This window comes from Pseudoalteromonas sp. KAN5 (genome assembly GCF_022846535.1).
GTDB lineage: Bacteria > Pseudomonadota > Gammaproteobacteria > Enterobacterales > Alteromonadaceae > Pseudoalteromonas > Pseudoalteromonas haloplanktis.
Genome location: NZ_AP025589.1, coordinates 384,097 through 402,743 on the forward strand (window position 1 = coordinate 384,097; position 18,647 = coordinate 402,743).

17 protein-coding genes are annotated in these 18,647 nt (G+C 40.3%); 8 read left to right on the forward strand and 9 right to left on the reverse strand.

What is annotated here, in order from left to right; translation table 11 throughout:
- The first annotated feature begins 52 nt into the window (after nucleotides 1–52).
- Together KAN5_RS01690 and KAN5_RS01695 are read left to right on the forward strand one after the other, a co-directional pair.
- Nucleotides 53–2,278, forward strand: coding sequence for a TonB-dependent receptor (locus tag KAN5_RS01690; RefSeq protein WP_244390302.1), 2,226 nt, complete (start codon nucleotides 53–55; stop codon nucleotides 2,276–2,278).
- Between the two features lie 129 nt (nucleotides 2,279–2,407).
- The gene (locus KAN5_RS01695; RefSeq protein WP_244390303.1) at nucleotides 2,408–3,382 is read left to right on the forward strand and encodes a hypothetical protein; all 975 of its coding nucleotides are present in this window, start codon (nucleotides 2,408–2,410) and stop codon (nucleotides 3,380–3,382) included.
- Nucleotides 3,383–3,386: 4 nt separating this feature from the next.
- Here the strand turns inward: KAN5_RS01695 and KAN5_RS01700 are convergent, their stop codons facing one another.
- The 5 genes from KAN5_RS01700 to KAN5_RS01720 all read right to left on the reverse strand — a co-directional run bounded on the left by KAN5_RS01700 (nucleotide 3,387) and on the right by KAN5_RS01720 (nucleotide 7,311).
- Nucleotides 3,387–4,166, reverse strand: coding sequence for a DUF2189 domain-containing protein (locus KAN5_RS01700; RefSeq protein ID WP_244390304.1), 780 nt, complete (start codon nucleotides 4,164–4,166; stop codon nucleotides 3,387–3,389).
- Nucleotides 4,167–4,263: 97 nt separating this feature from the next.
- Entirely contained in the window at nucleotides 4,264–6,423 is a 2,160-nt protein-coding gene (locus KAN5_RS01705; protein ID WP_244390305.1) for an exonuclease domain-containing protein, read from the reverse strand.
- A 70-nt stretch (nucleotides 6,424–6,493) separates the two neighbouring features.
- The gene (locus tag KAN5_RS01710; RefSeq protein ID WP_244390306.1) at nucleotides 6,494–6,862 is read right to left on the reverse strand and encodes a TM2 domain-containing protein; all 369 of its coding nucleotides are present in this window, start codon (nucleotides 6,860–6,862) and stop codon (nucleotides 6,494–6,496) included.
- A 7-nt stretch (nucleotides 6,863–6,869) separates the two neighbouring features.
- Nucleotides 6,870–7,094 (reverse strand): membrane protein insertion efficiency factor YidD, encoded by a 225-nt coding sequence (yidD, locus tag KAN5_RS01715; RefSeq protein WP_347881510.1) that lies wholly within the window; start codon nucleotides 7,092–7,094, stop codon nucleotides 6,870–6,872.
- Nucleotides 7,087–7,311, reverse strand: a complete 225-nt coding sequence (locus KAN5_RS01720) for a DUF4177 domain-containing protein (RefSeq protein ID WP_244390307.1) — start codon at nucleotides 7,309–7,311, stop codon at nucleotides 7,087–7,089. The genes yidD and KAN5_RS01720 overlap by 8 nt, the downstream gene beginning before the upstream one ends.
- Nucleotides 7,312–7,602: 291 nt before the next feature.
- Here KAN5_RS01720 and betI point away from each other — a divergent pair, with 291 nt between their 5' ends.
- The 5 genes from betI to KAN5_RS01745 all read left to right on the forward strand — a co-directional run bounded on the left by betI (nucleotide 7,603) and on the right by KAN5_RS01745 (nucleotide 13,397).
- Nucleotides 7,603–8,193: a transcriptional regulator BetI gene (gene betI / locus KAN5_RS01725; RefSeq protein WP_016708789.1), complete on the forward strand. Its 591-nt coding sequence runs from the start codon at nucleotides 7,603–7,605 to the stop codon at nucleotides 8,191–8,193.
- A gap of 1 nt (nucleotide 8,194) precedes the next feature.
- Nucleotides 8,195–9,658: a betaine-aldehyde dehydrogenase gene (gene betB / locus KAN5_RS01730; RefSeq protein WP_244390308.1), complete on the forward strand. Its 1,464-nt coding sequence runs from the start codon at nucleotides 8,195–8,197 to the stop codon at nucleotides 9,656–9,658.
- Complete coding sequence (gene betA, locus KAN5_RS01735; RefSeq protein ID WP_244390309.1) at nucleotides 9,658–11,328, forward strand: choline dehydrogenase; 1,671 nt, start codon at nucleotides 9,658–9,660, stop codon at nucleotides 11,326–11,328. Before betB ends, betA begins: the two co-directional genes overlap by 1 nt.
- A gap of 134 nt (nucleotides 11,329–11,462) precedes the next feature.
- Nucleotides 11,463–12,680, forward strand: a complete 1,218-nt coding sequence (locus tag KAN5_RS01740) for a choline transporter (RefSeq protein WP_016708792.1) — start codon at nucleotides 11,463–11,465, stop codon at nucleotides 12,678–12,680.
- 9 nt (nucleotides 12,681–12,689) lie between these two features.
- Nucleotides 12,690–13,397 carry a TorF family putative porin gene (locus KAN5_RS01745; protein WP_016708793.1) on the forward strand — a complete coding sequence of 236 codons (708 nt, stop codon included), beginning with the start codon at nucleotides 12,690–12,692 and terminating at the stop codon, nucleotides 13,395–13,397.
- Between the two features lie 220 nt (nucleotides 13,398–13,617).
- Here KAN5_RS01745 and KAN5_RS01750 read toward each other — a convergent pair whose 3' ends face one another.
- The 4 genes from KAN5_RS01750 to KAN5_RS01765 all read right to left on the reverse strand — a co-directional run bounded on the left by KAN5_RS01750 (nucleotide 13,618) and on the right by KAN5_RS01765 (nucleotide 17,030).
- Entirely contained in the window at nucleotides 13,618–14,424 is an 807-nt protein-coding gene (locus KAN5_RS01750) for a transporter substrate-binding domain-containing protein (RefSeq protein ID WP_016708794.1), read from the reverse strand.
- Nucleotides 14,425–14,575: 151 nt separating this feature from the next.
- A complete protein-coding gene (locus tag KAN5_RS01755) occupies nucleotides 14,576–15,820 on the reverse strand; it encodes a hypothetical protein (RefSeq protein ID WP_244390310.1) in 1,245 nt (414 codons plus the stop codon).
- A complete protein-coding gene (locus tag KAN5_RS01760; RefSeq protein ID WP_244390311.1) occupies nucleotides 15,817–16,653 on the reverse strand; it encodes an ABC transporter ATP-binding protein in 837 nt (278 codons plus the stop codon). Before KAN5_RS01760 ends, KAN5_RS01755 begins: the two co-directional genes overlap by 4 nt.
- A gap of 2 nt (nucleotides 16,654–16,655) precedes the next feature.
- Nucleotides 16,656–17,030: a GntR family transcriptional regulator gene (locus tag KAN5_RS01765; protein WP_016708797.1), complete on the reverse strand. Its 375-nt coding sequence runs from the start codon at nucleotides 17,028–17,030 to the stop codon at nucleotides 16,656–16,658.
- Between the two features lie 94 nt (nucleotides 17,031–17,124).
- Here KAN5_RS01765 and KAN5_RS01770 point away from each other — a divergent pair, with 94 nt between their 5' ends.
- On the forward strand, nucleotides 17,125–18,645 hold the full coding sequence (locus KAN5_RS01770) for an alpha/beta fold hydrolase (RefSeq protein ID WP_244390312.1): 1,521 nt from the start codon (nucleotides 17,125–17,127) through the stop codon (nucleotides 18,643–18,645).
- The last annotated feature ends 2 nt before the right edge of the window (nucleotides 18,646–18,647 follow it).

Consider the following 18,647-nt stretch of genomic DNA (forward strand, 5'->3'; position numbering starts at 1 on the left):
CTAAAATCGCCACAAAACTAAATGGTAATGATTTTTATTAAGGAGTGGTGATATGAAATTTTCGTATGTTTTTCTATGTGTTGGAGCGGCTCTTTCTAATTTTTCTACATTCGCAGCGACTGACTCTGATAAAAAAGCTCAAGACATAGAGCAAATTGAAGTGTTAGGTCATAAGCTAACAGCTTTAAATCAAGATGTTGCTGGGTCAGTATCAGTACTCACTACAGAACAAATAGATAGGCAGCAAGCAGCAGATTTAAACCAAATACTTAAGACCCTCCCAGGGGTTGAGCTGTCAGGCAGTGTTACACCTTTATCAGGGCAGCCGGCTATTCGCGGCTTATATGGCGAACGTATTTATATCTCAGTTGATGATGTAAAACGTAAAATTGATTCTGATGGTAGTCAAAACATCGCGCAAATTAATTCATTAGGTATTAACCCTGATCAGTTAAAACAAATCCAAGTTTTACGTGGTGCTGACTCACTGACGGTAGGCTCTGGTGCTATTGGTGGCAGTATTCGCTTAGTGACCAAGGATGCAAGTGATTATTTAGGTGATGAGCAGGGCTTTGGCGCTCGATTTTCGGTGACACATCAATCGGTTTCAGACGCGAATGACTTTAATGCTGATCTGTTCTATTTAAATGATGTTAGTGATACCGTTTTATCACTCGGACAAGTTGAATATGATGATATTGATGTTGTTGCTAAGGAAGATGCAACGGATGACGAACAAATTCAGCAACTGAGCAAAATACAAAACAAATCAAAACGACAAAATGCGACCCTAAAAAATACGTGGTACTTTAACTCACATCATAGCCTTAAAACTAAGCTAGATTACAGTAAAACTGAGTCGGTTGATCAGCCCTATGGTCAGCGACTTGATTTAGCTATTGCATACCCCACGCTTGCTGAAGATTACAAAAATGATTATCTCGAAGGCATGCTTAAATACACCTATCAAGGTGAAAGCGATTACGTTGATTTAGATGTACAAGCTTTCTATTCTAAAAAAACTTACGATGAGATTACCAAAGGGTATATAGAGCGTGGAACCAATAAAATAAATTACGATAGTAACAGTGAAGGGCAAAGTGCCCGTAAAGGTATTCGGTTTGCAAACTTATCGACCTTTGAAGGTGCTATCAACCATAAACTTGCCGTAGAGTTACAATATGACACTGAAAGTTTCAAGCAAACTCAGTGGAAGGATCAGCAAGCGTCTACTTATTACGGCAATAGCGATGCACAAAACTGGTCATTATCTTTGATTGATCAAAGTACATTCTTTGATGAGCGCTTGTTAATTACCGCAGGTTTAAGGTTTGATGCGTATGAGCGTGAAAGTGACCACTTTGAACAGTTTGATAGCAATGAAGGTAATGAGCTATCGAGCGAACTTGGCCTTACATTTAAAGTAACTGACTACCTTAATCTCTATGTAAAAAGCGCTGAAGCATTTAGAGCACCCTCGCTGCAAGAGCTTTATAAACAAGATGAATGGCGCTGTCATATTGGCGGCAAGATTTGCTACAGCGAACCACAGCCAGATCTTAAACCAGAAGACTCAGATAATCTTGAAATGGGTTTTGGTCTCAGTTGGCAAAATCTGCCTTATGCAGATAACTTAAGCTTTAAAGCCATTTACTTTGATAACGAAATCAATAATTACATCGATAACGTGCCATTTATGTATTACCTCGATGCTGATGGCGAAAAACAACTTGGTTCGCCAGGGCCACAACCTGCTAATGGTATACCTGTTGCTACTCACCGTGATTATAGTGCTAAGAATATTGGTAAATTATTTAGTCATGGTATTGAAATCGAAGCACAATATACCTTTAAAGCAATCGATATGTATGTAGGTTATTCAACGATTAATATGGATGTTGAAGGAATGCCTAACTTCTTTTTAGGAACCATTGATTACACGCAGCAGCCTTATGCTGAAGCACCGGCAGATAAAATTACTTGGAATACTAACTATCAATTCACCGAGCAGTTTAATGTAGGTTTACAAATGCTGCATTACCGTGAGCAAAAACGTTTAAGCGATACCTACTTAGAATACGGTTATGGTACAGATACATACACTGTTTATAACCTGAATGCCAAATATCAAGCCACCGGCAGTTTAGAAGGTTTCATCGTGAGGTTAGGGGTGGATAATTTAACGGATAAACGTTATTTAAGAGCGCCAGCCACTGAGGCGAGTGACCCAGCCGAGCTTGGTCGTAACTATAAAGTGTCGCTAAGTTATCAGTTTTAATCTTTATTATGATTGAATAAATAAAACAGGCCAAATTATGGGCCTGTTTTTGATTAAAAACATAAGTTGTTTGATAAAAATTCATTTCGTCCCCATATAAGGTTTAACTTAGACTTGTAAAGGGAAATTATGCGCCATTATCCTCTCTATAAAATCGACGACGTGTGTTTACGCCGTCTAGGAGTTGGGGTTCTTAACACCTATAACCTCACAGATATAACTGATTTAAATATCGAAAAAGCAATCAACAAAGAATCTCAGGATTTACTCGCATTAAATGACGATTGCACGAGTGATGACTTTATTGAGTTACGCCAGCGGCGTAATATCAGTGATGACGTGGTTGATGACGACTTATTTGCGCAAGTTGTTGAAGGCGACGACGGTGGTTTATTCATAGTCAGTGTGTGCCGTAATGATGATGACGAAACCATGTTTGAAGTCTTTAGTGAACATTCATTAACTGAATCGGTTTTAAAAGAACTTGTCACTTACATTCGCAAGGTGTTTTGTTGGTGCACGCCTAAATACATTTGTGTGTGGCCAGCACCTAAGTCACAACAAGCGCAGCAATTACTGTCATTACCAGGTGCTCGCGCCGTTGATTCTTTGTTAGGCAGTCAAACGCCATTGCTTAATGTGTGTGATGATTTAAAAGAGGATATCTCTTTACTGCCCTTTGAGCTTGAGAAATATTGGCCTTGGTATGAGCAGGAGTACAACAAGTTTCTAACCGAAAACCCAGCAATGGCAAGCATAGTGCCAATCAGCGATAAAGAAGAATTGATGGAGTCTATTGAAGCTGGCTTATGCAGTATGGCATTTTATAAAGACGAGCCTTTTGGAATGTTGATGGGGGAGGCAAGTGAAGAATTGGGCTTTGATGGTTTATTGGTGAGTGATATTTTTATAGCGAAACAATATAGAGGTCAAGGTTTAGCCTCACCGATGCAGCGCCTTTATTACCAGCAGCATGTTCACGATTTTGAGCTTTTCTTTGGTTATATTGATGCGAGCAATCAACCTTCGTATAGCAATGCGCTTAAACAAGGGCGTAAGTTACTGCGCCAAGAGCTTTATGTACCGGCGCAGCTGTTTATATAAAAACTTACTCATATTCTCTTGGTTTTTTGGTTTTGATCACGGCAATATAACCATGCCAACTGGCGTAACTTAGTAGCGGCATAATGACAATAAAGCCTGTTGCGCCAGTGATAAAACCAATCGCAACTAATATAAAGATACAGCCAGACCACACAACCATTGCGCTAAAATTAGTTTTAACGGCATTCATAGAAGACATAACAGCGGTCATTATATCGACTCGTCTTTCCATCATGATCTGTGGCGTAAATGCTGAAATGGCAAACACAGTGACGAGCAATATTCCGCCAATGATGGTACCTAAAGTTAAAAATGCAGAGAGTTCTTCAAACGTCGGGTTTGCATGGCTTGGGTATAATGCATGCACTAACGCCGCAAGACGCATCCAAATAATCATGACCACCATGAGCAATACGGCAAAGCCCCATTCACCAACAGGATTTCTGAACATAGACTTTAACGAATGCAGTAAAGTCGGTGTATGACCTTTTTCAAGCTCCCAAGCCACATCATATAAACCCACTGCAAATGCAGGGCCAATCAAAGCAAACGCTACTGTGGCAGGAAGTATAACAAGATAGGTGCCGACATAAACGCCGCTGTAAACAATGGCCAGTGGGATTATTGTAAAAATTATTCCATAAATTAAGCTTAATATTGGCGCTCGCATCATGTCTTTAAAAGCAAGAGCTAACCAATGAAAAGCTGCAAAAGTGCTTACTTTATTGCACTCTAAACAACGCGCAAACTCAGTGTTTTTATTAAGTGTGTTTGATGACGGCATAAGAGTCTTCCTGTATTAGGCTACTCTTTAGGTTTAGAACAAATTACTATTATTTACAAACTTTCAATTACGCTCAGTGGCAGCCGAAGGTGCCCATTTACTTCTTATGCTGGCTATGCTGAATAAGTAAAAGCAACTCAGCTGTAGCGCTTGCATCAGCTAGTGCGCGGTGATGGTTTGTCAGTGATAGCTCAAAATGTGCGGATAGATTTCCCAGTGAATATGATTTAAGCCCAGGAAAGGCTTTGCGCGACTCAACCACAGTACATAGTTTTGGCATTTTAAAATTAATGCCAGCCATTTCGCACTCTTTACGGATAAAGCCGTAATCAAAATTGACATTGTGTGCAACAAAAATACTGCCTTGTAATTTATTTATTAAGGTATTGGCTACCTCATGAAAACTCGGCGCAGAGGCTACCATCGCATCGGTAATACCCGTTAACGACACGATAAATTTAGGAATACGCATTTGTGGGTTAATAAGGGTTGACCATGTTTCGATAACCTTACCATGTTGCATTTTAACTAGACCTATCTCAGTTATTCGATTACCGCCTTTTAAACTGCCTGTTGTTTCAATATCAACCACACTGTAAACTCGATTTGGATCATTGATCCAATTAACAGCTGCAATTTTTACACTAAAGCCAGATTTTTTAAGGTTGTCGATGGTGGTTAACTGATTACGCCTGAGCTTATCACCCGGTGCTTTTACTTCTTCGAAATGAACTGTATTACCCTTTAAAACCATGAGATCAGGGTAGCCGTCTTTAAGCTCTAAAAAGCGTAGGGTCATGTTTTGTAAGTGACTTTTTAACGCTGTGATAGGGCTATTTAAAATAAGGACTTCTAATGGTTTTAACAGCTCAGTGTGCCAACGAAATAAGCCATTTGGTTGCTCAAAATAGCGTGCCGCGTTTTTACACACATGCTTTAGTAAATCATCTGGTGTTTGCCACTGTGCGAGTAAAATATCAATCTGCTGCTGTTGTGTATGATAAAAGCGGTTAGTGCGTAATACATGTGGAAATAAATCAAATTCGTTACATGGTGGGTGAGGAGTCTCAACGTAAAGTTCGTGCCAAAATACTAGGCCAAATAAACTTTGCCAAAGTGTATTCTCAGTATTAAATACACGCAGGCCTTGGTTTTCATAATATTGCGCGACTCCTTGTTCTACATCGCCGCGATAAATCTCATCTATTGCAATTACACACTGCGTATCCGCAAGCATAGTACTTAAGCGAGAGCGGGTTTGTTTATTAAATTTGCGCATTAAAAAATCATCAGCAAAATAGAGCTGATCATCGGTCAGTGGATCTTCAATAATGGCTTCAAGCTTTGCTTTAACCCAGTCTTTATTGCCTTGGCGATATTGCTCGCGTATTTGTATTTCTATGGCTTCTGGGCTGTTTTCACAGGCACTTAAAATAGTAAAACTCAGTGTTGCATCCACTTTTTTAAGTTGCTGATGAAGCCTCAATAACAGCTTATTTTTAAGATTTACTGCCAATGTACCTTGTGCTTGTTGCGCAATGACCTCGTGAGCTAAAGCTTGGTATTGATCGTCAGTTTTAGCTTTTTTAAATGCTAAGCGAGCGCGGTTTAACGCATAGTTCGATTGTGCCTGATCTAAAGTATCAAAGCGCGCTAAGCTTTGAGTGTGGCTGGCTCTAGTTGCTCTAACGCCTAAATCACGCAGTACAAAACTATTTTGGTGATTGATATCGCCACTACTTAAGCGGCCAATGTATAAAAACTCAAAATATTCATAAATATCAGCGCGGTTATTAATTACAAACTGGTTATATAAAGGCGTTAGATGTTCAAGATTGACCGCAAAAAAATCGCAGGCCTGCGTTACTAATGTCGTTTTAGCGGCGCTTTTTTTAATACTCAACTTCGGTGTAAATGGGGCGAGTAGCTCAAGTAATGCAGGTTTTGTTAAGTGAGCAAGTACTTGCTGGTAATCACTGTGGTTGGGATGCGAAATAAGCCCTGCTACTTTTAATTCTTCAAGTGCCTGTTCGGGGTTATCTATTTCAGTGTAATTGAGAGTATCTATCGCGACTAACAAAGGCTTTCGTGAGTAGATGCGCGCCAGCATGCATTGGCCTCGCTCACTTAGTTTGTTTACTTTATTAATAAAATCAATATGTTTTTCTGTTAAAAGGTGGCAGCACTGCGTATTTATAAAAGCAATTAGTTCGTTGAAATGGGCTAAGTAATATTTTGCTGGCAGTTCTTTTTTCATGCTATGTACCGGTGCTGTATATAAATACAGTATCCAGTGTTTGTGTTAACTAATCAAGTGCGTGAGTAAATTAAGACTGAGTTAAATGGCTTAATATATCGCTCATAACGTGGTTATTGTATTGTTGAACTATTAGCTGGCTCTTAAAAAGTTGTGGTAATTCAATAAGCAATACAAAAATAATTAAAAATATACCCACACTATTGATAGTTAATAAGCCGATTAACATTAGGGTTAAGTTAACGGCACCTCGCTGAAATTTACCCAAGTAGAAGTGATGCAAACCCGCAGCAAAAAACCAATTGAGTACGGCATACGTGTCAGGGTCTTTAACGCGGGCTTTTAGTTGTTGATAGAATAGCTTGCGCTCTTCGGCTGATAACGCATTTACTTGTGAACGAAGCTGTTCTTCTTCTGCATTGAGTTCTGCTGATGTCATAATTAACCTAGGGTAATGGATCTGATTTAACTGATACGCAATCAGGATCGTTGCAACGCCTTATTCTTTTAAAACCAATTAGTAGGCCCTTTGTTAAGCCATATTTAGTAATTGCTTGGTGAGTGTACTCAGAGCAAGAAGGGCTGAAATTACAACTAATATTAAAATGTGCTTTTGCGCCGCCATTGTACTGATAGCGGCGAATTGCATTAAGCACACAGGTTTTAAGCACGGTTTCTGCCTAAAGTTAAAATTACCGCTTCGCGCGACCAAAATAGCCAAAAGCGTTTGCTTTCTATTACTTGAAACACTAATTGCCAGCCATTTTGCGCTTCATCATTAAGTGTTGCTTCGAGCCTTTTTAAAGGAAGCCCGCTTGAACCTAGCAACAAAGTGCCACAGCCTCCTTCAACAACATGCATTACTTTATACTCATTAAAATTAGACATCGTTCTTCCTTATTGTTTTAGTGTTGTTGATAATTTACATGAGACATTTCTATTCACGAAAATTGCCAATATATAATTCAATATAGCTGATTTTGTGGTTTTTTAACTAGAAAATAGCTGCATTTTTATTTTTTTTGCAACTTTTTTGTAAGTCTACTTATAAACGTTATTACAGCTACTTAGCCACTATTTAACGCCTTTGTTACTTGTTATTGAGAGTTTGTCAACCTTGAATTATTGGTTTACTTACTCTAACCTTTATTTTTATTGAACGTTCAATTAATAAAAAGTATGCCTAAAGTTGGAATGGAACCTGTCCGTCGTCAGCAGTTAATTGACGCTACTATTGAGTCGGTTGCTGAACTTGGATTACAAAGCACAACCATTAACAGTATTAGTAAAAAAGCGGGATTGTCGTCAGGCATTATTAGCCATTACTTTGGTGGTAAACAGGGCTTGATTGAGGCAACGGTACGCTATTTATTATCTAACCTGAAGCGTGAGTTGATTGAACGAGTCACCACGACAACAACACCTGAGCAAAGGTTGATGTTTATCGTTGAGGCAAACTTTGCACGCTTACAACTGCAAAGCGACACGACAAAAACGTGGTTAAGTTTTTGGGCGCAATCAATGCATGATGCGCAATTACACCGCTTACAAAACGTTAATAGTCGCCGTCTTTTGAGCAATCTAACTTGCTCATTTAGAAAGTTAATGAGTGCGGCAGATGCTAAGCGTGCTGCCGAACTATGCGCTGCAATGATTGATGGACTTTGGCTCAGAGCGGTTTTAAGTAAGTCAGACGTAGATCAATTTGAACATTGCGAGCAATTAGCCAAAGGCTATGTAAATTCACTTATCAAACAGTATGGAGCTTAATGTGACAACGCCTGTTTATCAAAATTTTATCAACGGTCATTTTTTAAAGAATCAAAGCGGCGAGACTTTCGCTGTTAAAAATCCTGCCACCGATGAAGTAATTTACCATGTAGAAGTCGCTGATGCGTTTGTACAAAATGCAGCCATTGAAAGTGCCAAACAAGGTTTTGCAACATGGTCAGCAATGACGCCTATCGAGCGTAGCCGTATCTTATTAAAAGCCGTTGAATTACTGCGCGCGCGCAATGATGAATTAGCAAAAATTGAAGTACTCGACACGGGCAAACCTTGGCAAGAAGCTGAGTGTGTTGATGTACAAACGGGTGCTGATGTTATCGAATATTTTGCAGGCCTTGCCCCTGCGCAAGTTGGCCAACAACAAATGGTTGGCGAAGACTTTTACTACACGCGCAAAGAACCATTAGGGATTTGCGCAGGAATTGGCGCATGGAACTACCCACTGCAGATAGCGTGTTGGAAATCAGGGCCAGCGCTTGCTGCAGGTAATGCACTTATTTTTAAACCTTCAGAAGAAACACCACTTGGTGCAATTAAACTTGCTGAAATCTTTATTGAAGCGGGCGTACCAGCCGGTGTATTTAACGTGGTACAAGGCGCGGCCGAAGTGGGCCAATGGTTAACACAAAGCGATGATATCGAGAAAGTATCGTTCACCGGTGAAGTCGGCACAGGCAAAAAAGTAGTGGCAAGTGCTGCAGGTTCGCTTAAAGATGTCACTATGGAGCTCGGTGGTAAGTCACCACTACTTGTATTTGATGATGCTGATATTTCCCAAGCGGTGAGTGCGGCAATGCTGGGTAATTTTTATACTCAAGGTGAAATTTGCACTAACTGCACCCGCATTTATGTACATAAAAATGTATATCAGCAATTTATTGATGAGCTTAAAACGCGCACTGAACAAAATATTATTGCCGGTGACCCAATGAACCCTGAGGTAAACTTAGGTGCGCTTATTTCAAAAAATCATCATGATTTAGTGATGGGTTATATTGATAAGGGCATTAGTGAGGGCGCTACGCTACTCACGGGTGGTAAAGCACTAAAACCTGATTCTGCGCCAAACGGTTACTTTGTCGCGCCGACGGTTTTTACTGATTGCACCGATGACATGACTATCGTTAAAGAAGAAATTTTTGGCCCAGTGATGAGCGTGCTGGTGTTTGATGATGAAGATGACGCAATTCGCCGTGCTAACGATACCCATTTAGGCTTAGCTGCAGGTGTATTTACCAAAGATATTAAACGAGCACACCGTGTTATTCATCAGTTACAAGCCGGTATTTGTTGGATCAATAGCTACGGTAACTCACCAGCTGAAATGCCAGTAGGCGGTTATAAGCAATCGGGTATTGGCCGTGAAAACGGTATTGAAACACTTGATCACTACACACAAACTAAATCAATTTACGTTGGTATGACAGATATAGAGAGTCCATTTTAATGACTGCACAAACATATGATTACATCATAGTTGGTGCAGGCTCTGCAGGGTGTGTACTGGCGAATCGTTTATCTGAAGATAGCAACAATCGCGTGTTGTTATTAGAAACTGGCGGCAGTGATAAAAGCATTTTTATTAAAATGCCAACAGCGCTGTCTATTCCGATGAACACTGATAAATACGCATGGCAGTTTCATACGCAAGCTGAGCCATTCTTAGATAACCGCAAAATGCATTGCCCACGGGGTAAAGTATTAGGTGGCTCGTCGTCAATCAACGGTATGGTTTATGTGCGTGGTCATGCAAAAGATTTTGACGAATGGCAGCAACATGGTGCCGAGGGCTGGGATTACCAATCATGCTTGCCGTATTTTCAAAAAGCCGAAACTTTTTATTTAGGTAAAAATGAATACCGAGGCGATAACGGCCCTTTAGGTGTTAATAACGGTAATGAAATGGCCAACCCGCTGTATAAAGCCTTTATTAATGCCGGTCAGCAGGCCGGTTATGCCGCTACTGATGATTACAATGCAGGGCAACAAGAAGGTTTTGGCCCGATGCACATGACCGTTAAAGACGGTGTGCGCAGCTCGGCAAGTCGTGAATATTTAGACCCTGTAAAGTCTCGTAGTAATTTAACTATTGTCACTGGCGCTTTAGCTGAAAAAGTATTGCTTGAAGGCAAAAAAGCCACGGGTGTTGAGTACAGTATCAATGGTCAAACTAAGCAAGTATTTGCCGCCAAAGAGGTGGTGTTAAGTGCAGGCCCTATCGGCTCACCGCATTTGCTACAGCTTTCAGGTATTGGTGATAGCGACACACTTGCTGCGGCAGGCGTTGAAGTGAAGCATCATTTACCTGGTGTTGGTCAAAACTTGCAAGATCACTTGGAGTTTTATTTTCAATACAAGTGTAAGCAACCCATTACCTTAAACGGCAAATTAGGGCTCATTTCTAAAGGGCTTATCGGTGCCCGTTGGTTGTTAAATCGCAGTGGTCTTGGCGCTACAAATCACTTTGAATCGTGTGCGTTTATTCGTTCAAAACCTGGTGTTGAATGGCCTGATATTCAATATCACTTTTTACCAGCGGCCATTCGCTATGATGGTAAAAGCGCGTTTGATGGTCATGGTTTTCAAGTGCATGTGGGTCATAATAAACCAAAAAGCCGGGGTGCTGTCACTATTCAATCAGCAGATCCCAAAGTTGCACCAAAAATTCAGTTTAACTACTTACAGCATCAAGATGATATTGAAGGGTTTAGAGCGTGCGTACGCTTAACCCGTGAAATTATTGAGCAAAGCGCATTTGATGACTTCCGCGATGATGAAATTCAGCCGGGCAAAGAGATTCAAACCGATGAGCAAATAGATGCGTTCGTGCGCCAAGCAGTAGAGAGCGCTTATCACCCGTCTTGCTCATGTAAAATGGGTGAAGATGAACTGGCTGTAGTGAACTCTAATACGCAAGTACATGGTATTGAAGGGCTACGCGTAGTGGATTCATCTATTTTCCCTACCGTGCCAAACGGTAATTTAAATGCGCCAACCATTATGGTGGCAGAAAAAGCGGCAGACTTAATTTTAGGTAAGCCACCACTTAGTAAATCGCATGCAGCGGTTGCCATGGAATCACAATGGCAAACAAAGCAGCGTAGTTCGGAGATCTAACTCGGCCACCTGGAGTGCATGGCACTTTGGGGCTTGCAGTGGCGCGCATCATAAGTTGTTTGTGGTGCGTTAATGCGAGGCTAAAACACACGGAGAAAAAATGACGTATTATCATTTATTTTGGGGGGCAAATTATGACCTTATGGCTTAGTGCTGGCATTATTTTTACCCTACTAGCAATTATCGCAATATTAGTTAAATGGGGAAATGTACAGTGTGTAGGCGTTACACCTGTTAGAACATTTACCTTTATTGCCATCTTATTTACATCAGGCTTAGACGTTGGCTTGATCATGTTTCCACTGACTGAGTTTGCAGGTTATGCAGACATAAAAGCAAGCCCAGAGTATGCGTTTGCCAATCCATTAGCCATCGAGTTTGGTTATTGGGGCTTTCTGATCTGGGGATTTTATTTCCTTACGTGCTTTTATTTCTGTGTAATAGAACCCAAAGTGAAGTTTTTCGAAATTCCGTGGGTTAAATTAATCAATAATGTGGTAATTATTGGTACTTGTGCATTTACTGCTTTTTTATTGCTGTCTAATTTACCTTGGTATTTACCGAGTTTAGGTGATGGCGAGTCGATTATTCCTACTTTTTATTTAATTGTATTTGCTGCAATTTGCTTTGCAGTGTATTCAAGCACAGATATAAAGTACGTGCGCTTTTTAAGTATTTCAACTACTTGGCTATTTATTGCCCTAATTGCTTTTATGTGGTTTGGCGCATTCATGGGTGAAAACGGACAGATTTCTGACTTTACAAGTAATATTGCTTTAATCGGAAATTATTTTGGCAACATCAATGAGTTTGTTTTACCGCTTAATGATTATCATGAGTTTTACTTATTTTGGTGGTTTGCTTGGAGCATCATGATTGGCCAGTTTACCTCGCGTTTTGTCGGTGGATTAAAGACCTATCAAGTGCTTGGCGCTATGTTAATTTTCCCATCAATTCCAATAGCCATTTGGTTTAGCGTGCTTTATCAATATCACGAAGCGGGTATACCGACTGAAGGGATTAAGAATATTGCCATGGTATTCGTTGGCGTTGTATTTGTGATCAACTCACTGGATTCACTTATTCGCTTGTACACTGATAACTTGAATATGACAGTTAAGCGCTTGGGTAAATTTAACTATATTGCGCTTAATGTTGTGGCACTGTCGTTGTTAACCCTATTATTTAAACTAAACTTTTTACAAATACAGTGGGTTGGGGCATTGGTTATTGGTTTGTTTTTTGCGTGTGCTGCGTTCATAGGCTACAGCAAATTTAAAACGGTCAGTAATATTGATAGTTCACCTAAAGATAACAAAATTGACTACACCAAAATTGAATCAGTAAGCTAAGGAATTAACATGACAACACATAAAACACTACTTGCAGTTGCACTGCCATTCGCACTTTTCTCAGCTTCTGCTTTAGCTGATTGGTCAACGACCATAACGGGCGTGTCAGATTACACCTTTAATGGTGTCAGCCAAACGCAAAACGACCCAGCAATTCAAGGCAGCCTTGATTATTCATTTGGTGATTCAGGCATGTACGCCGGTACGTGGGCATCAAATGTTGATTTTGGTGATGATACTAATATTGAATGGGATGCTTATTTTGGCCGCTATGCGCAGCTAAATGATGCACTGAGCGTTGATTATGGTTTAGCGTATTACAGCTATCATGGGCAAAGCAATTCAAGCGATGGTAACTATTTTGAAGCTTATACTAAGTTTGGTTATGCCAGTGAGTTAGGTCAAACAGAGCTTAATTTTTGGTACAGCTGGGATTATTTTGGAACAGGGGCTGGGCACGTAATTTCTATGGTTGCACACACTGTTGAACTTGCGCCAAATCATGCACTGCGCGCAAGTTTTGATATTTCAAATTCACTTGATGGTGATAAGTTTGCATGGGATACCGACGGTAAATCGTATAACCACTATCGCCTTGCGTATCAAACTAGTTTTGAAGGCTTTGATATTGAAGTGGCAGCTGAAAACACCAGCTTAGATATCGATACAGCTGATGAGCGTATTGTGCTTTCTGTAGGACGTACTTTCTCACTTTAATTTTCTAAGAGTTTGTTTAAGCACTAAAGCGGCCATGATCACGTGGCCGCTTTTTTATGCAATTAATACCAATCGACTTAAATATTTAACCATTCTAGCGAGCTAAATAAAGCGCTAATAACATTGAAAATAACAACTTTATAAAAAAAGTTATGCTTTGTTATCACTCCAGTTATCTGTCGCTATAAATGCTCCGCAACTTAACATGATTGGTATTACTTTAAGGCTTGATAGGGTGATAATCACCTTGCTCTAAGCCTTTAAAGTAAGCTTGATAACGGCCATCTTGTTTAAACTGCTGTAAGTGTAAATTGAATATTTTAAGCAGCTCACTACTTTGCTCCGCATTATTTGGAAACAGCAAAAAACTGTTATTGAGGAGGATGGGCTGAGGGTGGTGGGTGATAGCTTCAGCAAGTTCAGGAAGCTGATTGTTGAGTATGTGATAACCTATATTTATCTCTTGCGCAAAGGCATCTATTCGGCCTGCTGATAAGCGACGAAAATTTTGCTCTGTACTGCTTACCTGTGATAAGTCGAATATATCTTCTGCAACAGCTTTATCGAACTCAGGGCCATAGCTGTAATTTAGTCCTCCGCCTATGATTAGGCCTCGAAGATCGTGAAAATTGTGCCATTCAAAATGGTTATCTTTTTTATAAAAAAATACAAACTTTTCTCTGAGCACCGCATCGCTATAATTATAGTTCTTGACCCTGTCTTTACTAAACATCCAAACCGCAGTTGCTGCATACTTGCCGTTGTAGGTGTCATGGTAAGCACGACCCCATGGTAAAAAAGTAAAGTTAGCTTGGATCCCTGCCTCGCTAAAAATATCTTTGATAAGATGGGCAACAACGCCTTCAAAAGGCAGGGACTCACTCAAAAATGGCGGCCATTCCCCCGCGCTTATGGTGATGCTTCTCTTATTGAGTTCTGTCTTTATTGGCACTGCGAAAGCGCAGGTCGTGCAGCTGAGTAACAACCATGTAATGCAAAGTGGTAATGCTACTCTAGCATTAAACATTTCGTGCTCCTTGAATTATGGTTTTAGTTGTTAACTAATTGTAGTTTGATATTAACGCAGCAAATATGCAAAAGCGAATTATCACTTTATCGCTTACAGTAACGCTTTATATTTTGATTGAGAATGCCCTATTAATGAATAGGGCAATTTACTATAAATATCGAGCTGTAAAACGGTTTATTGCAGCCATCGCGAGAGTATAAGCCACCATTAGAGTGAGTTTGCTTACGCTGTCGCCGTTATCAAACATATAGTTTGCCAAGCCCATATTTAAGCCAAAAGAAATACACATAAAAAAGCTGAGTAAATTTATATTCTTGCATACATTACCAATAGCAAAGCTAAGTAATACCCCCGCAGAGCAGGCCAACGAGTAGCTTAATATATTGAATATTAAAAATGTTGGATTAACTAAACTAAGCGTCGAAGCTGTTACAAAGCACAGAATCGCCACTAAAATAGCAAGTTTTAACACACTATTACTAAGAGCGACTTTTGCGCTATAGCTACTATTGTAGATAGGGAGGGTAGATAACAACTCCCATGAATTATGTTTTTGCACTTTGCTCCATAAACTCAATGAAACAATTGCGAATAAGGTCAGTGTTAAAACAAAAATGACATGCTCAGTGATGTTATAAAACAAGTTTACCGCTACACCAAGAGTGCATAAAAGTGTAAGCAAAATAAGGTATTGAGAGAGCCCTGAACCCACAAAGTAACTAAGTGGGAATAACCCTTTATTAATTGAGCTGCCGTAATTCGATAAAAGCCCACTAGGAATTGGCGACCAACCAGATTGCAGACCATTGCGATAATTTGTTAATGAGTCAGAGCGCCATTTATACGCAGATGAAAAGTTCTTATTAGCCAACACGATAGCGATATATGCAACGACATTAACTGGGATTAACCAAATCGGAAGTTGCTCTATAAGTACACACACTAATGTTGCGATAAAAAAGCTAAGGTAGCACACAGAAGTAAATAAATGACTGAATGAGCGATTCAAAAACCAAATGATCAGTCCTATAAGATTAGCAAGTGTGAGGGTGACAAGTAGGTTTATATTTCCAGCAATAATGATACTTAAAATAGAAATTAAGTTACTAAATACTATGAATACCTTACCTTGAAAGATCACATGCTCGCGGTACCCCGCAACCAGAGTCTGCCATTCAGTTGCTTGCATTTTGATGCTTTGCCACGCTATTGCACTGTACATACAGATAGTTGAAAACATGATCATTAACGTAATAAGTTCTTCAATGCCGGTAGCAATAAGGCACAGAAAAGAGGTGATAGTTGCAGCGATAAAATAGCTGGCAGACCCCACATCTTTTAACCAAAAGTTAACAGCTCCTTGATACCAAGGGCGGGTGCTGGCTTGCATCATCCATGTAGCTCCACAAACAACTGTTCTAGAGAGAGTGTATTGATTGCTAAAGCATGAGGTATAGTTTCACCAGTGTAGCCATAAATGATGGCACAGTTTTGCTGTTGGTTAAGTACCTTGTATGCACTAAGATCAACGGTCGATTCTTTAAAGCTGACTTTTCTTACCGTATCTCTTATTACTTCAAGCTCATCGAGTAGCAGCAGCTCGCCATCTTTTAATAATGCGATGTGGCTTGCAACACGCTCAATATCAGAGGTGATATGCGACGAAAATATAATGCCAGAGCCAGCGTCTAATGCTAAATCGAAAAGGTCACTCATAAATTCGCGTCGAGCAATCGGGTCTAAACTAGCAACCGGTTCGTCTAAAATTAGCAATTGCGGCCTATAAGCCATCGCCATAATAAGTGCGAGAGTTTGGCGTTGGCCGATAGATAGGTCATTGATTGCATCACTAGGGTTTAACTCAAAACGCGCGAGCCATTTTGTCTCTAACTGCATATCCCAATTGGGGTAAAAGCTACGATGTAAAGCCAAGGCGTCAGCAATTTTAAAACCTTCATAACCAAAGGTTTGCTGAGCAACATAGCCTATTTTTGCCTTATTGCTGGCGCTTAGTTGATGGCTTAAATCGCCTAATATTTCTACTTCACCTTGGTCTGGCTTTATTAAACCCAGGGCGCTACGTAACAAGGTTGTTTTGCCTGCGCCATTTTTACCTAATAAACCAATCACCATGCCAGGCTCAACGCTTAAGTTTATGTTGTTTAATACATGGCGCTGATTGTAATGTTTAGAAACATTTTTATAGCTAAGAAGTGGTTGTGTCATTGTTATAGTTCCCACCGTTTTTTTATTAATTCAGATAAGGTTGTTTGGGGCACATCAAGTTGTTTTGCCTGCTGAATAAGTTGATCAATTGCTTTGAAAAGTAATGTTTCTTGCTGATCCGTTTGTTGTGTTGTTTTTTCTGCCACTTTGGTTGCCTGCCCGCGACGACGCTCAAGCCAACCTTGATCGACTAATTGGCCTATGGCTCTAGAGACGGTCATAGGGTTAACTGCAAAGTGATCCGCTATTTTTCTCACTGATGGAAGCTCTTCTCCCGCAGCTATTTGCCCGCCCACAATCAAACGCACGATTTGCTCATGTAGTTGCTTATAAATGGGATCGCCACTATTGGGGTTGACATTAATAAATTCTAACATTACTCTTTCTCTACTGTATTAATACATTAATACACCGATACACTAAGGTTTAAGTTATCACATTGAGTGTAAAATGCAAACAAGGGAAAGCGTAATGAAAAGTACAATAAATCGTTGTAAGAGCATGATAAGTATAGCGATGATGCCAGTTTTACTGGCTGCATCAACAGCGTTATACGCACAAAAAAAACCAAATAACTCACCCAACCTGACCCCATGTTATATGGAAGGCCTATCAGATAGATTAATGTGCGGCAGTATTGCGCAGCCTTTATCTGATGATCCTAATGATGGAGTGATTGATATTCACTTTGCCGTTATACCAGCAATAAAACCAAGTAATCCAGACGAAGCCGTACTGGGCTTTGCTGGTGGCCCAGGGCAGGGGGCTATTGATTTAGCCGCTATATTTAACCGTAACTTACGTTTTGCCCGTGAAACACGCGATATTGTATTAGTTGATCAACGTGGCACTGGTTATTCGCATCAGTTGCAATGTGACAGCGATGATTTAAAAACCCAGTTTGTTTTTAATGATGTTATTGCTGATCTTCAAGCTATGGGAGCAGAAGATACCCAAAAGTGTAAAGCAAAGCTCAATATTGACTTAAGCCATTTCACAACCCCAGTTGCAGCTAAAGATTTTGAAGCGGTACGTAAAGCACTTGGCTATAAAGGTTTTCACTTGTTTGGCGTTTCTTATGGGACTCGCATAGCCCAGGAGTACATGCGTCAATTTCCAGAGTCGGTGCTAACGAGTACTTTGGATGGTGTGGTTCCTATGCAGCAAAGTTTGGCGGCCATCGGCGGTGCGATTGATGGTTCATTGGCTGCATTATTCAAGCGTTGTGAAGCTGATACTTTGTGCGCAGAGCATTACCCAAATTTAGAAAATAACTTTCATGCATTACTGGCACAACTTGAGCAACAGCCCGTAAAAACACAGGTAAGGCACCCTCGTACTCACGATGTTATAGCTTTTACAATCACAAAGATGAAGTTTTACAGTGCGATACGGTTTGCACTCTATAGCCAAGCTCAACGGGCAATTGTCCCCATAGTTATCGAAAAGGCGCTAAGTGGTGACTTCTCACCTTTGGCAGGCATGATGGCGAATGTCGATTTAACCGAAGCATTAGCAATGGGGATGCATAACGCCATTGTGTGTGGTGAAGATTGGCCAAATTTAACCCCGCAAACCCGCCAAGAATATGGCAAAACTTATATGGGTAAAGCAATGATTGCAGGGTTTGATATCGCATGCCCTATTCTTAATGTGCAAGCTGTTGATAAGGCATTTTATCAGCCGCTAAAAACCAGCACGCCGACGCTACTGTTATCTGGTGGGCGAGATCCCGCAACACCAGCAAGTTGGGCTGAGCTGGCAATGGTTGAGATGACAAATGCCACTCATTTAGTTGCACCGACTGCAACACATGGTGTTGGCTCACAAACCTGCGCACCGAAAATAATCGCAAAATTTATTGCACAACAAAGTATGCAAGACATTGATACAGACTGTCTTGAAGAGCCTAATGACAAACCGTTCTTTATGAATATTAACGGCGTAGCCGTTGCAAATAAGCAATTAACAGATACAGCTAACAAGGAGTAAGT